Origin of the sequence: Kaistella haifensis DSM 19056 (assembly GCF_000735695.2) — a bacterium.
Lineage (GTDB): Bacteria > Bacteroidota > Bacteroidia > Flavobacteriales > Weeksellaceae > Kaistella > Kaistella haifensis.
In genome coordinates this window covers 119095-133989 of record NZ_JASZ02000011.1, presented here as the reverse complement: position 1 = coordinate 133989, position 14895 = coordinate 119095, and the positions used below count along the sequence as shown (strand labels likewise).

The 14895-nt window shown below is 39.2% G+C and carries 11 protein-coding genes; all 11 read right to left on the bottom strand.

Annotation, left to right across the window (positions count from 1 at the left end; all coding sequences use genetic code 11):
• Positions 1 to 2: 2 nt before the first annotated feature.
• Entirely contained in the window at positions 3 to 1352 is a 1350-nt protein-coding gene (locus AP75_RS06965; protein WP_088263976.1) for a lipopolysaccharide biosynthesis protein, read from the bottom strand.
• Between the two features lie 2 nt (positions 1353 to 1354).
• Complete coding sequence (locus AP75_RS06960; protein WP_088264032.1) at positions 1355 to 2437, bottom strand: GDP-L-fucose synthase family protein; 1083 nt, start codon at positions 2435 to 2437, stop codon at positions 1355 to 1357.
• A 2-nt stretch (positions 2438 to 2439) separates the two neighbouring features.
• Entirely contained in the window at positions 2440 to 3531 is a 1092-nt protein-coding gene (gene gmd, locus AP75_RS06955; RefSeq protein WP_088263974.1) for a GDP-mannose 4,6-dehydratase, read from the bottom strand.
• 11 nt (positions 3532 to 3542) lie between these two features.
• Entirely contained in the window at positions 3543 to 3884 is a 342-nt protein-coding gene (locus tag AP75_RS06950; RefSeq protein ID WP_031501482.1) for a phosphomannose isomerase type II C-terminal cupin domain, read from the bottom strand.
• Between the two features lie 9 nt (positions 3885 to 3893).
• Positions 3894 to 4892: a mannose-1-phosphate guanylyltransferase gene (locus AP75_RS06945; RefSeq protein ID WP_031501483.1), complete on the bottom strand. Its 999-nt coding sequence runs from the start codon at positions 4890 to 4892 to the stop codon at positions 3894 to 3896.
• Positions 4892 to 7267: a GumC family protein gene (locus AP75_RS06940; protein WP_088263972.1), complete on the bottom strand. Its 2376-nt coding sequence runs from the start codon at positions 7265 to 7267 to the stop codon at positions 4892 to 4894. The genes AP75_RS06945 and AP75_RS06940 overlap by 1 nt, the downstream gene beginning before the upstream one ends.
• Before the next feature lie 14 nt (positions 7268 to 7281).
• A complete protein-coding gene (locus tag AP75_RS06935; RefSeq protein WP_242589779.1) occupies positions 7282 to 8109 on the bottom strand; it encodes a polysaccharide biosynthesis/export family protein in 828 nt (275 codons plus the stop codon).
• Positions 8110 to 8154: 45 nt separating this feature from the next.
• Positions 8155 to 10098, bottom strand: a complete 1944-nt coding sequence (locus tag AP75_RS06930) for a polysaccharide biosynthesis protein (protein WP_242589778.1) — start codon at positions 10096 to 10098, stop codon at positions 8155 to 8157.
• A 110-nt stretch (positions 10099 to 10208) separates the two neighbouring features.
• Positions 10209 to 11348, bottom strand: coding sequence for a DegT/DnrJ/EryC1/StrS family aminotransferase (locus tag AP75_RS06925; protein ID WP_084185979.1), 1140 nt, complete (start codon positions 11346 to 11348; stop codon positions 10209 to 10211).
• A gap of 410 nt (positions 11349 to 11758) precedes the next feature.
• A complete protein-coding gene (locus AP75_RS06920) occupies positions 11759 to 12925 on the bottom strand; it encodes a nucleotide sugar dehydrogenase (RefSeq protein WP_031501486.1) in 1167 nt (388 codons plus the stop codon).
• 3 nt (positions 12926 to 12928) lie between these two features.
• Complete coding sequence (locus AP75_RS06915) at positions 12929 to 14380, bottom strand: nucleotide sugar dehydrogenase (protein ID WP_088263968.1); 1452 nt, start codon at positions 14378 to 14380, stop codon at positions 12929 to 12931.
• Between the last annotated feature and the right edge of the window lie 515 nt (positions 14381 to 14895).

Genomic DNA, 14895 nt, shown 5'->3' with positions numbered 1-14895 from the left:
ATTTAAGCGTTCCAAAGACCAATTGCGGATTTATTCATGAGTTTTTTTGCTTGAAGCGGATAAATAATAGCGTCAGGTAAATTTATAAGTATGAAACTTAGGGAAACACCTTCTAATCCAAACTTATTAACAAGATAAATTGTAATAGGGAAATAAATCAAACATTTTATAACACAAACTATTGTCTGTAATTTAATTTTGCCAACCCCATTTAGAAAATTACCCCATATTGAATTCCAACTTGATATAATACTAAATACAGCAAGTAAAACTGAGAGACTGAGGGGAATAACGATTTCTTTACCTACCCAAAGTTTATATATAATGTTTGATAAAAGAAGCATAAACAAAGTAAGGACAATAAAATAAAGCCATATTTTCATCATCCTTTTTAAGGACTTTTTTATCCAAATCACCTCATTTTTAGCCCAAGCATCCGTAAAAGCACTCCATATTGTAGGCATCATAATGGAAAAGACAATGATAATCACTGAAAAATATTTATAGGCAATATTATAAACCGTAACTTCTTTTGGATTGAGATTTTGTGTAATGATAATATTAGAAGTCGCGTAAATTATCAGCATAGTAATTTGAGTAATAAAAAACTTGCTTCCCAATTGAAATATATCTTTTACTACATCTTTTTCAAAATATTTTACTCGAGGAATATATATATTATAACTCTTAGAAAAGTAATAAAACGATACTGAAATATAAACCAAAATCGGGGGAAGACTAAGCGCTAAAGATAAGTAAATAAGCGATCCTTGTGTATAAGTCTTCAAAATGAAAATAACCAATATGGTTAAAACTTGTGAAAACATTTCAATAACAGAAGCAATACCAGCTTTTTGATCCGCCATGAGTACAGTGGTGATAAGCCGAAGTACCATCTGTGAACAGAATCCTGTTATTACAAACAAAGTAACGACTGCAAGTTCATGATGCATACTTTGTGGTGCATTTAGAATATAGGGCCAATCCAAAAAATAATTCAGGATCAAGAAGAGTAGCCAAACGATAAAAAAAATAAAAAAAACAACAATGTAAGTAGTGGTTACAAATTGTCTTGCTTTTATAAAATTATTTTCTGCAACCGCTTCAGAAAATCTGTTTCGCATACCATTCCCAAAGCCAATGTCAAAAAAGGAAAACCAAGATACTATTGAACTTAGTGTAAGCCAAATACCGTAATTAGTAGAATTTACATAATGAATCGTTAGTGGTACGATTAAAAATGTAATCCCAAGGGTGATAATCTTTGAAAAATAAGAAATGTATAAATTTACCTTCAGATTTTTTGATCTATCGCCAGAATCTGTAGAAAAGAAGAAAAGTATATTTTTCATTACTAGTTGTAATTATTTAAGGACAAATACCAATCCTTTATCCTTTCCACACCTTCTGGGACTTCCACGGAATGTCTCCAACCAAATGCGTTCAATTTGCTGACATCCGTCAATTTTTTCATCGTCCCATCTGGTTTGTTGGCATCGAACAGGATAGTTCCGGTATAGCCAATGTTATCAGCGATAAGGATGGATAAATCCTTAATCGTAATATCTTTTCCTGTTCCAATATTGATATGCGTATTCCGAATTTCATTCTTGTCTTTTGAAACATCTTCAAAATCGACTTTTTCCATCACAAAAACACAGGCATCTGCCATATCTTCACTCCAAAGGAACTCACGCATCGGTTTGCCTGTTCCCCAGAGCTCAACCCGGTCAGAGAAGATTCCGTATTTATTGAGAACAGCTTCGATTTCATCGTTGGAATTTGATCCTGAAATAGTTTCAACCGGTCTTTTATTTAAATCATTTTTGATTGCTTCCCAATCATTTTCCATCAAACATTTAGAAAGGTAAATCTTCCTAATCATGGCCGGCAATACATGGCTTTTTTCTAAATCAAAATTATCATTAGGACCATAAAGGTTGGTCGGCATTACGGAAATAAAATTAGTACCGTATTGTATGTTGAAACTTTCGCAAAGCTTAATTCCTGCGATTTTTGCAATGGCATACGGCTCATTGGTGTATTCCAAAACATTGGTTAGCAGCTCATCTTCTTTGATGGGCTGGGCAGCCTCTTTCGGATAAATACAAGTACTGCCCAAAAACAACAACTTCTTGGCATTGTATTTATATGCATTGTAGATTACGTTTTGCTGAATCTGCAGATTTTTATAGATAAAGTCTGCACGATAGGTATTATTTGCCATAATCCCACCGACATGGGCAGCAGCAAGGAAAACAAATTCCGGTTGCTCCTGTTCGAAAAACTTTTCCGTAGCGACTGCATCGGTCAAATCCAATTCAGACGAAGAGCGTCCAATAAGGTTTTTGTACCCCTTAGACTCCAATTGTTTCCATATAGCGGAGCCAACTAGCCCACGGTGTCCGGCTACATATATTTTGCTGTCTGGATTCATGATCATAGGGTTTGTTTTCTTGCTAAGGCAAGGTCTGATGTTACCATATCTTTCACTAAAGCCTCCAAATCATACTGCGGCTCCCAACCCAATTGAGTTTTAGATTTTGTAGGATCACCAATCAATAAATCCACCTCAGTTGGTCTATAATATTGCGGATCTACCCGTACTACTACTTTGCCAATTTCTAATTGATATTCTGGATTGTTGCAAGTCTTCACTTTCGCGATTTCATTTTCTTGTTCGCCTTCAAATTCCAACTCAACTCCAACTTCAGCAAAAGACATCATCACAAAGTCACGGATATAAGTGGTAACGCCTGTAGCAATTACGTAATCTTCTGGTTGATCCTGCTGAAGGATTCTCCACATCGCTTCTACATAATCTTTCGCGTGTCCCCAGTCTCTTTGAGAGTTTAGGTTTCCTAAATAAAGACAATCCTGTTGGCCTAATGCAATTGCAGCGGTTGCCATGGTGATTTTACGCGTAACAAAAGTTTCCCCCCTTCTTGGAGATTCATGGTTGAATAAAATACCGTTGCATGCGAACATGTTATAAGCTTCGCGGTAATTCTTGGTAATCCAAAAGCCATATATCTTCGCTGCCCCGTACGGGGAACGCGGATAAAAAGGTGAGTTTTCGTCGTAGAAACCTCTTTCGTTTTTATTTTCAGTCATCCCGCCGTATAATTCCGAAGTAGATGCTTGGTAAATTCTTGTTTTCTTTTCCAATCCAAGAATTCTCACGGCTTCCAGTATTCTTAAAGTCCCTATACCGTCCACATTGGCCACATACTCCGGCGAGTCAAAAGACACTTTTACATGGGACATTGCACCAAGGTTATAGATCTCATCCGGTTGAACTTCTTGGATAATTCGAATAATATTGGTAGAATCTGTTAAATCTCCATAGTGTAATTTAAAATTCACGTGAGCTTCATGTTGATCCATATACAAATGATCAATTCTTTGGGTATTAAAGGAAGACGCTCTTCTTTTAATTCCATGAACCATATATCCCTTTTCTAAAAGAAGTTCCGCAAGATAAGAACCATCCTGTCCGGTCACCCCAGTGATTAATGCAACTTTTCCCATATTTTATGTTTTTATTTCCTATTATAATCATCCTCAATCCTCACAATATCATCCTCTCCAAAATAACTTCCATATTGTACCTCGATAAAAACAACTGGTTCGGAAGTCTTGTTTTCTATCCTATGATGGGCTCCCAAAGAAATCTGAGCGACTTCCCCCGGATGGTAATCTTTAATCTCCTCATTAATAGTAATCGTGCCAACCCCAGATACAATGGTCCAAACTTCTGCCCTCTTGTGATGGTATTGCAAAGATAATCTTCCACCAGGATTCACCTGAATTCTTTTTACTTTGTGGGTTGCTGCATCTTCTAACACCCAATATTCTCCCCATGGTCTTATATCGTGTTCCATAATAAATGATTATTGTATTAATTTTGAATTTTCTTTATCCAACATTTCGTATATATTCTTTACATCCTGTGCATTTTCTTTTGTGAGGACCAAAAGAGCATCATCGGTCTCCACTAAGATGGTATCTTTTAAACCTAAAAATTTCGCAAACTTATTACCTCCAATGTACATATTCCCTGCTTCATCCTGTGAATTTCCATTTCTTTTAAAATAATCGTATAAGGCTTCAAAGGAGCCTAAATCTGACCATCCAAAATCTCCTTTTACTACTTTCATTTTGCTACTACGCTCCATCACCGCATAATCTATACTTTTAGAAGAAATAGCCATCATATCTTCTTTATTTAATCTTCCGTCATTAGCATTGTTCCAAGCTAATAAGGCTGTTTCGTAGATTTTCGGTTCGAAATTTCTTAACTCCTGAAGCAAAACAGAAGCTTTAAAGCAAAACATACCACTGTTCCATAAAAAATTACCGGCACTTAGAAAAGATAAAGCTGTATTTTTATTAGGTTTTTCTCTGAAAGATAAAACATCTTCTCCATTAGCCTCAATATATCCGTATCCCGTTTCCGGTTTGGTAGGTTTTATACCAAAAGTAACAATGTATCCCTCTTCTGCTAAAGCGACCGCTTCTTTCACAGAATTGTGGTATGCGTAAACATTTTCTATTATATGATCTGATGGTGTCACCAACAATATATCTTCCTCAGATGCAGCAAATGCAGCAAAAGCAATCGCAGCAGTTGTATTTCTAGGAACGGCTTCTATAATTTCCTGATATGAAACAGAACTTTTTTCTAATTCACTTTTACTCAACTGATGGTTATCCTGATTCCCAACTATGATAAAATCTTTACTGAGTTCAATATTTCTCTGCAAAGCTAAGCCAAATAGCGATTCACCATTAAATATATCCAAGTATTGTTTCGGTCGACTTTTTCTGGACAGTGGCCAAAGACGGCTGCCAACACCACCAGAAAGTATTACTATTTTCAAATTTTCCATTAGAATCTTTCTTTTAATCGCTCAAAAAAACCTCTCTCTTTCGCTCCATATCCATATCCATATTTATTCCCATACCCAAAATAATCTTTGTCCACATCATTGAGCACAAAACCAACATTTTTGATTTTCTTCTGGTCGATGTTTTTATTGGCAAAGGCGATAAGTTCTTTCTCAGTGTATCCGGAACGGGTCACATAAATCGTGGCATCCGCCATATCTGCAAAGAGGAAGGTATCGGTTACCAGCATCAACGGTGCGGTATCTAAAATAATATAATCGTATTGCGGTTTTAAAAGCTCAATCAGTGTTTCATATCGGCCATTGGTGAGCAGTTCAGTAGGATTCGGAGGAATACTTCCCGAATAAATTACATCACAATGAGGATTGAAAGACGTCACATGAATAATATCTTTCAGCTCGGTGGTTTCATCATACAAAAATTCAGTCAGTCCGCGCAACCCTTTTCTTGCGGTATTATAGCGTTGAAGTTGAGGATTTCTAATATCTGACCCAATAATCACCACTTTGGTTTTAGGCGTCGCCAAGGTGAGGGCTAAATTGACGGAAGTAAACGTTTTCCCTTCGCCTTTTACCGTAGACGTAACGAAAACGACTTTTCCCTTTTCCTTCTTCGGCAACATGAAATTCATGTTGGTGATTAGGATCCTGAACGCTTCCGCCATTGGTGAAAGATCATTCAATTCCACGAGTTCATTCTGTCCCTTTTCTACGCGAGGTAATTCAGCAATAACTGGCGCATGTGACAACTTTTCAAGATCAGTTCTTGTTTTGACTTTATTATTGAATAATTCCGTTAAATAAATAAGGATAAAAGGTAACAACAAACCAATTGCTAAGGCAGCCAAATAAATAATCATTTCCTTGGGGGCCACTGGTTTTTCTGAAGCATAAGCCACATCCACGATACGGGCTTTAGGAGCCGTAATCGCCAAAGAGATAGCTGTTTCTTCTCTTTTTTGCAAGAGGAGGAGATAGAGGTTTTCTTTGATTTGTTGCTGTCTTTCAATACCTCTGAACATTTTCTCCAGTGCAGGGATTTTGGAAATTTTTCCTACGACTTGGTTTTGCTCCGATTGGTACTGATTTCTCGCCAACTCTAGCCCTGTCCTGTTTTTCTGAAGGCTTTGCATGATCGACCCTTTCAGGTTATTGATCTGTTTGGTCACTTCCACCACGGCAGGGTGTTGCGGAGTAGCGGATTCGAGCAAACGGTTGCGTTCTAAAACCAGCGCATTATAAACTCCCATATTCGCAGTAGCATCAGGACTCGCCAATCCCACATTGGAAGGCAAAGCTTGATAAGTTCCGGCTTTGCCGACATAACCAATCAACGCGTTGGTGAGCTCCAATTGTGCTTCGGTTTCGATTTGTTTGGCTCTCGCAGCCGCTGAACTTTCTAAGTTGATCTTCGCTTCCGTTTCAATATCTGCAATTTGATTGGCGGATTTAAAGCTTTCTTTTTGATTCTCCACCTGGCCCAATTCTTCGGCTACCTTAGCAATGCGGTCTTCTATAAATTCAAGGGTTTTTTGGGACTCAACCTTTTTATCGTCAATGGCATCCATATTATAGGCCAAAACGAGATTATCGAGCAGGTCTTTGGCCTTATCGATTTGTGGATAGTTGATTCCCAAGCCGATCACGGTAGCGTCTTTGTTGACCAAATTCACTTCTGTTTCCTTCTGTAGTTGGTTGACCCTGCTTTCCAATGAGGCAAAGTGCAACGAAAGCTCCCCCAATTCTTTTGCTTTCACCGGATCAAATTGAGGATTTTTGCTGATCATGATATTGGCAAAAGGCAAACTCACCATTTTGTTAAAATCAGCCTCGATATTTTTACTCCATTCGGGAGAAGAAAGGACAAAGCCTCCTCCTTTGATTTGGATGGCTACCGGTTCATCCGGAAATGCAGCATTTTTCTTTTCATTGATAATTCTTATGGTAATCGGCGAAGTATCGCCATAGAGTTCTCTTTCGGAAAAGCCTTCATCGGAAACAATATTGGTTTGCAACCCTTTGGAAACTACTACATTGCGCATGAGTTTCTTGGATTTGAAAATCTCAATCTCATTATCCACGCTATTGGTCCCCATTCCCCCCAGTCCGGACAAATCTTTAAGAACGCCCATTTCTCCTACTGCAGAGCCACTGGCTTTGGAATCTTTGATTAAAACTGTAGACTGTACTCTATAAACCGGGGTGGTGGTTTTTAAATAAAAATAAGCGAGGACTAACGCAATAAGCGCCCCGATAATAAACCATGGCCATTTTCTTGCATAAGGCCTTATGATTTCGTTAATATGAATTTCTTGTTCACTTTGAGCATGCTCAGAAGCGGTGACATTGTTCTCCATTTTTTTACAACAAATTATTTCTTGAAAACTAAGGCTAAGATAGTTACGACAATAGAGGCGATCCCAATGTATAGCCCTGAGTTAGGATCGAGTTTTGCGGTTTTTTCGCGGGTTTTATTAGAGGAAACATAAATTACATCTCCTTGTTTTAAATGAAAATAAGGGGAATTGATGAAATTCGCATCCAAAAGGTTAATCCGCTCTTTCGTGATATTACCGTCGATATTTCTCACCAGCAATACATCGTCTCTTTTGCCGTACATCGTCAAATCTCCGGCCATCCCCAATGCATTCAGGAGGGTAGCTTTTCCATTGGGTACAATATATTCGCCTTGGCGGTTCACTTCCCCTAAAACGGTCACTTTAAAATTGGCCAAACGCACATTCACTGTAGGGTCAATCACATATCTTTTGATTTTGGAATGCAGTTCGTCTCTTAAGGCTTCGATAGTTTTACCCTTGGTATCTATTTTTCCTAAGAAAGGAAAATCGATATAACCTTCTGAATCTACAATATAAGTAGGACCGGAAAAAGTAACTGCACCTTGGTTGCTCACATTGCCGGGAACCTGAGATTGTTGAATTAATTCCCCGGATGAATAATTTTGGTTGAATGGTTTCACCACATCCAAATCCCTGCCCGATACCAAAATAACCAACTGATCCCCAACTTGTAAGGTTGAATTAGAAGCGGCATTATTCATCGAAGCTTCCGTGGCCACCTGTTCTACATTTTGCATATAGTTCAGTTTACTCGTTTTATTGCGGGTGTTACAGGAAGTAAGGGTAAGGGTAAGGGTAAGGATTAATAAAAAAAGAAAGACAATTGTGTTTTTATTCATATTGATCATTTAAAATATCAAGGTTTGCAAATATACAATTCTAAATTACTTATCCAAAACTTCATAAACTGAATTATTGCTTTTAAATTCAGGAACAATCTCTTTCAAAATTTGCACCACCTGTATTTTCTCCCTTCTTAAAGCAGCTTTCACGATTTGATTGGTGTATTTCTCAATATCTTCGAATTCCATATTCGGATCTTTGGAAATCAGAATTTTCTCGTTGTGGGTAGGCAGCGTTTTTGCATCATCACTCAGCAGCTCTTCATAGAGTTTTTCTCCCGGTCTCAATCCGGTATAAATAATTTTAATGTCCAAGTTGGGCTCAAATCCGGAAAGCTTGATCATTCTTTTCGCCAGATCCAAAATCTTCACCGGTTCCCCCATATCGAACACGAAAATTTCACCTCCCTTTCCCATCGTTCCGGCCTGTAGCACCAAATCACAAGCTTCGGGAATGGTCATGAAATACCTTACGATATCGGGATGGGTAATGGTCACTGGACCGCCATTTTCAATTTGCTTTTTGAAGTGTGGAATCACCGAACCGTTGGAACCCAAAACATTCCCAAAACGGGTCGTGATGAATTTCGTTTTATTATTCGGGGTGTTTTGCAACGCTTGTACAAAAAGTTCTGCCGAACGTTTCGTAGCACCCATCACATTGGTTGGTTTTACCGCTTTGTCTGTTGAAACCATCACAAAACGATTTACTCCGTATTTGCTGGCTAACGTGGAAAGGTTTTTACTTCCTAAAATATTCACCAATACACCTTCGTGCGGATTTTCCTCGATCAAAGGAACGTGTTTGTAAGCCGCAGCGTGATAAACCATGGAGAAATTGTATTTCTGGAATAAAGGTTCAATACGATGTCTGTTGGAGATATCAGCAAGGATGAATTTGAAATTAATGTACGGAAATTTGTTGGTCATCTCCATTTCAATTTCATAAAGTGGAGTTTCCGCTTGATCCAAAACAACGATGAGTGAAGGATTCAAAGTGGCCACTTGCCTTACGATTTCACTTCCGATAGAACCTGCGCCTCCGGTAATGAGAACTGATTTTTCAAAATGACGTATTTTCAAATCTTCGTTGACGATGGTAATAGGTTTACGGTTCAGCAAATCTTCGATCTGCAACTTCCGGATCGACGTTTGCATATCGGAGGAATTTTTTAACTCTTGTACGGAAGGAGCCATAAAAACCTGCAGCCCTTTTTCGAGAAATACATTGACCCATGTGTTTAGTTCCTCTTTCGACATCATTTCTTTAACCAATAAAACTCCGTCAAGCATCATTTCGTGGTAAGTATTGGTTTCAATCTTCTCAACACTGTAAATGGTTTTACCTAGAAGATGGGCCCTTTTATAATCTTGCCGTTGGGTTAGGAATCCAACAATATGGTAGGGTAAATGAGGATTTTCGATAATAGTGCTCGCCACTGCAACTGCTTGCTCATCAATACCGAAAACAAGGATTCTTTTGCGCTGGGTACTTCTGCGAAACATTCTGATCAAATGAAAGAATTCTTTCACAAACAAACGGAACATAAAAAGAAAGATAAACGATGCAGCAAAAAAAACAAGGAGAAAAGGCAACAAGAGATGGATCATCCATTCTCCGGTGATCCAAAAATATACATAAGTAATCAAACCAATCGCTCCCGTCACGCAGAAGGTCATGATAAAGATTTTAAGCAAATCGATAAAGGTAGAATGTCGGATAATTCCAGAGTAAGTACGGAATAACACCATGAATAAAATACTGACCCCCAAAATAATGAGGTACATATTCAAGGTATTGTAAAAAACAAAATGAGTACTATGGGTGAGTTTCTCGATAAGGTAACAAGAAAGAGTAATCGCTAGAGCAACCAAAAGAATATCAATTACTAAAACAGCCCATCTCGGGAGGTACCGAATATCCGTAAGATTTAACAATTGACCTTCATAAGCTCCGTTTTTCTTCATTTTTGTGCTTAAACTCATACGTTACTTGATTATTAACATCAGAGAAACAAGCAGTTATCCCCTCGCTCTCCATCACTGTACTATTTACACAATACTACAACATTTAAAGAAACAAATCAATACTTTTGTTAAGATAAAGCAAATATTTTGTAAAAAAAGTGTTCAATCCTTTCCCAATCCTGAGGAGTCAAATTAGATCCAGAAGGTAAGCAAAGCCCCGTGTTAAAAGTTTGCTCTGCAAAATTAGAGCCAAAGTAGAGAGTATCTTTAAATATAGGTTGAAGATGCATCGGTTTCCACACTGGGCGAGTCTCAATATTTTGATCTAACGCCATTTTTCGAATCTCATCGGCACTGATGCGGCTGTTTTCACTTACCGTAACAATACTCAGCCAGTGGTTAGAAAAAAAATCTGAATTGGGTTCCTGATGAAGGGTAAAATGAGCTTGCCCGGCAAATAATCTCTGGTAACGCTGGTGGTTGGCTCTCCTTTGGGCAACCCGATCTGCCAAAACTTCCATCTGTCCTCGGCCAACGCCTGCACAAATATTACTCATGCGGTAGTTGTAGCCGATATTGGTATGTTCGTAGTGTGGAGCATCGTCTTTGGCCTGCGTTGAAAGGAAAACGGCCTTTTTCTTAAATGCAGGATCTTTCAAAATCAAGGCGCCGCCACCGGAAGTGGTGATAATTTTATTTCCATTGAAACTTAATACGCAAAGATCACCGAAAGTTCCACATTTTCTATTTTTATAAGTACTTCCCAAAGCTTCGGCACTATCCTCAATCACCGGGATGTCGTACCGCTTCGAAAGAGCATTGATTTCATCTACTTGATAAGGCATTCCATAAAGAGAAACTGCAATAATCGCCTTTGGTTTTTTCCCTTGAGCAATTCCGTACTGGATGGCTTCTTCTACCGCTTTCGGACAAAGATTCCAGGTATCTTTTTCACTATCTACAAAAATAGGAGTAGCTCCCATATAGACGATGGGATTCGCTGATGCAGAAAAGGTGAGCGACTGGCAAATTACAAAATCACCGGGCTTCACATCCAGCAAAACCAAAGACAAATGCAGCGCAGCCGTTCCAGAACTCAGTACCGCAACATACACTTCTTCATCCAAAAAGGATTCCAGATCATGCTCAAAACCATTGACATTCGGACCCAAAGGCGCAATCCAATTCTCATCAAAGGCTTGCTGAATATAGTGCATTTCTTTACCTCCCATATGAGGAGAAGACAAAGAAATTATAGGCTGTATCATTGATCTCTATTTTTTTATTCACCAAATTTTACTACCATCACATTATTCTATAATACATCTTGAATGATAACGGCACCTTCGAAAATAAATAGATTTTTAGAGAAAAGACAAAAAGAGAACATTCTATCAATTTTAAATTCATATATAATATAATAAGTACCATGTAAATATATAAAAAATTCAATCAGAATTCAAGAACCGAGATGCAAGATTTTAGTTGAGGGTTTATAGAAATTAGATCTACAAATCCCCAAAAACTCAGCTACAACTTTCTAACCTTTTAACCTTCTAACCTCTTAACCTCTTAACCCTCAAAAACTCAATCCCCCCCATTATCAAATTAACTCATTTTCAAATTCCAAAATTGCCCACTCTCTCCTCCAAACTCCATCCTCCATCCTTCATCCCCCCTAGTCGTTCCCAAACAAATCCCTCGTATACACCTTTTCTTCAACATCAGCCAATTCAGGGGCTTTACGGTTGGAGATGATGACATCGCATTCTTGTTTAAAAACTTCTAAATCTTTGGTTACTCGGGAACCGAAGAAGGTTTCTTCTTTCATTACGGGTTCGTACACCACCACTTCCACGCCTTTGGCTTTAATTCTTTTCATCACTCCTTGAATGGCTGAAGCCCGGAAATTGTCGGAACCGGATTTCATGATCAAGCGGTACACGCCCACTTTCTTGGGATTTCTCGCGAGAATAGAGTCGGCGATAAAATCTTTTCGGGTGCGGTTGGCATCCACAATGGCTTGAATAATATTGTTCGGCACGGAATCGTAGTTCGCCAACAGCTGTTTGGTATCTTTCGGAAGGCAATAACCGCCGTAACCAAAAGACGGATTGTTGTAATGAGAACCAATCCGCGGATCCAAACCTACGCCTTCGATAATCTGACGGCTGTCGAGGTCATGGGTTTGCGCATAGCTATCGAGTTCGTTGAAATACGCCACCCTTAATGCGAGGTAGGTATTCGAGAACAATTTAATCGCTTCCGCTTCGGTGGAATGGGTAAATAAAATAGGAATCTCTTTTTTGATGGCGCCTTCTTTGAGGAGTTCAGCAAAAACTTCTGCCCTTTCGCTTTGTTCGCCAATGATGATTCTGGAAGGATAGAGGTTATCGTACAACGCCTTTCCTTCTCTTAAAAATTCAGGGGAAAAGATGATGTTATCGAAATCCAGTTTCTTTTTTAAATCTTCAGTAAAGCCAACGGGAACGGTCGATTTGATGATGACCACGGCTTCCGGTCTGTATTTTTTAACATCGTTAATCACCGCTTCCACACTGCTGGTATTGAAGTAATTGGTTTTCGGATCGTAATCAGTAGGTGTTGCTACGATGACATAATCGGCATTTTGATACGCTTCTCGTTGATCCGTAGTGGCTTTGAAGTTTAGGGTTTTATTTTGCAGAAAATCACTGATTTCGTGATCTTCAATCGGCGACACCTGTGCATTGAGCATGGCGACTTTTTCAGGAATAATATCCAGCGCAACTACCTCATGGTGCTGCGCCAATAAAAGGGCGTTGGACAATCCGACATATCCGGTTCCTACAATGGCTATTTTCATCTATTATAATTTTGCGTCTGCATGGGGCAAGATGCCTTTGACATCATAGACCACCGCATTTTCTTTGAGATAAGGGTTAAGGTCAAGGTTTAGAAACTCTTGATGGGCAACTCCTAGGACGATAGCGTCGAAGAGGTTGAGGGTTGAGGGTTGAGAGTTGAGAGGAGATTCCTCGCTTCGCTCGGAATGACAAGATGGAAGATGGGAGTTGGAAGAGGGAAGATGGGCGATGGAAGTAGATTCCTCGCTTTGCTCGGAATGATAAGATGGGAGTTGGTTGAGGCATTCTAAGCCGTACTCGTGAAGAACTTCTTCAGGTTTTGCCCATGGATCATAAATGGTGACTTTAATGCCATAATCTTTCAACGCAGCAACTACATCCACGATTTTGGTATTGCGGATGTCGCCACAGTTTTCTTTAAAAGTAATTCCCAACATCAATACTTCCGCACCTTTGATCCGAATATCTTTATCAATCATCGCTTTGATGACCTGACCAGCAACAAATGCGCCCATTGAATCATTCACTCTTCTTGCTGTGAGGATGAGTTCTGAATAATAACCCACATCCTGCGCTTTTTGTGCAAGATAAAAAGGGTCTACGCCAATGCAATGTCCTCCCACCAATCCGGGTTTGAAAGGCAGAAAGTTCCATTTCGTTCCTGCAGCAGCGAGTACTTCTTGGGTACTCAAATCCATCAATGCAAATATTTTGGACAATTCATTAACAAAAGCAATATTGATATCGCGTTGTGCATTTTCAATCACTTTCGAGGCTTCTGCTACTTTCATACTAGAAGCCAAATAGGTTCCTGCAGCAATCACACTTCCGTAAAGTTCATCCACCAACTTCCCAATCTCATGAGTGGATCCCGAGGTTACTTTCCTGATTTTTTCCACCGTTCTTTCCTTGTCTCCGGGATTGATCCGCTCAGGAGAGTACCCACAAAAGAAATCCTGATTGAACTGCATTCCGGAAGCTTTTTCCAGCACCGGCACACATTCTTCTTCTGTCACTCCCGGATATACCGTAGATTCATAGACCACGATATCCCCTTTCTTGAGCAATCCCCCTACCATTTCTGAGGCCTTGTATAAAGGATCAAGATTCGGACGGTTGTGTTTGTCCACAGGAGTAGGAACAGTGATGATATAAATATTCGCCTCCGCAATATCGCTGAGTTGGTGGGTACAGTAAAGTCCGGTTTGGGAGTGATTGGGAGGTATGGTTGAAGCAGCATTAACTGAGGCTCTCGAAACCACTGGATTCTCTGAAACCAGCACTGCGTTCAGCAAATCTTCTTCCACCTCGAGGGTTAGATCTTTACCGTCATTAAGTTCGGCAATTCTTTGCTGATTAATATCAAAACCGACCACTGGGTATTTTGTTGCAAAAAGTCGCGCTAAGGGAAGTCCAACATACCCCAATCCTATAATAGCAATCTGATGTTTCATCGGTGATCTTTATGTTTGGAATACTGCTGCAAACGCCTAAAAAAGCAGGTCTTACTGCAAAATATTCCTCTTTTTTTCAATAAGGTTTTTTGAGGAACAAATATAAGTATTAATTTGTAATGGAGAGGGGGTTAGATTCGAGAGGCGAGATTCAAGAACCGAGACGATAGATGATAGATAAGAGACGGATAGATGATAGATTTATTCAAGGCAATACGCTTTAGGCTTTAGGCTTAGAGTGATTAGAAAGTAAATTTGTAAAATCATTAATTGTACACTGTATAATGTAAAAAGGACGATGTACAATGTAGCAAACTCAAGAACTCAAAAACTCAAAAACTTAATCACAACCTTGTAACCTCTTAACCTTCTAACCTTTTAACTTTCCCCATCTTCTAAGAACAACGGGATATTCCCCTCCTCCGAAGGGGTGGGCCTTTGTCGGAGACGAAGGGTCGGGGTGGTTTTTTGGGACAGAGCCAAGAACCAAGATTCAAGATGATATATGGAGAGAT

Bases quoted from the DNA above. Each gene is read 5' to 3' on its own strand.
- AP75_RS06965 (WP_088263976.1), bottom strand. From the start codon at position 1,352: ATGAAAAATATACTTTTCTTCTTTTCTACAGATTCTGGCGATAGATCA.
- AP75_RS06960 (WP_088264032.1), bottom strand. From the start codon at position 2,437: ATGAATCCAGACAGCAAAATATATGTAGCCGGACACCGTGGGCTAGTT.
- gmd (WP_088263974.1), bottom strand. From the start codon at position 3,531: ATGGGAAAAGTTGCATTAATCACTGGGGTGACCGGACAGGATGGTTCT.
- AP75_RS06950 (WP_031501482.1), bottom strand. From the start codon at position 3,884: ATGGAACACGATATAAGACCATGGGGAGAATATTGGGTGTTAGAAGAT.
- AP75_RS06945 (WP_031501483.1), bottom strand. From the start codon at position 4,892: ATGGAAAATTTGAAAATAGTAATACTTTCTGGTGGTGTTGGCAGCCGT.
- AP75_RS06940 (WP_088263972.1), bottom strand. From the start codon at position 7,267: ATGGAGAACAATGTCACCGCTTCTGAGCATGCTCAAAGTGAACAAGAA.
- AP75_RS06935 (WP_242589779.1), bottom strand. From the start codon at position 8,109: ATGAATAAAAACACAATTGTCTTTCTTTTTTTATTAATCCTTACCCTT.
- AP75_RS06930 (WP_242589778.1), bottom strand. From the start codon at position 10,098: ATGAGTTTAAGCACAAAAATGAAGAAAAACGGAGCTTATGAAGGTCAA.
- AP75_RS06925 (WP_084185979.1), bottom strand. From the start codon at position 11,348: ATGATACAGCCTATAATTTCTTTGTCTTCTCCTCATATGGGAGGTAAA.
- AP75_RS06920 (WP_031501486.1), bottom strand. From the start codon at position 12,925: ATGAAAATAGCCATTGTAGGAACCGGATATGTCGGATTGTCCAACGCC.
- AP75_RS06915 (WP_088263968.1), bottom strand. From the start codon at position 14,380: ATGAAACATCAGATTGCTATTATAGGATTGGGGTATGTTGGACTTCCC.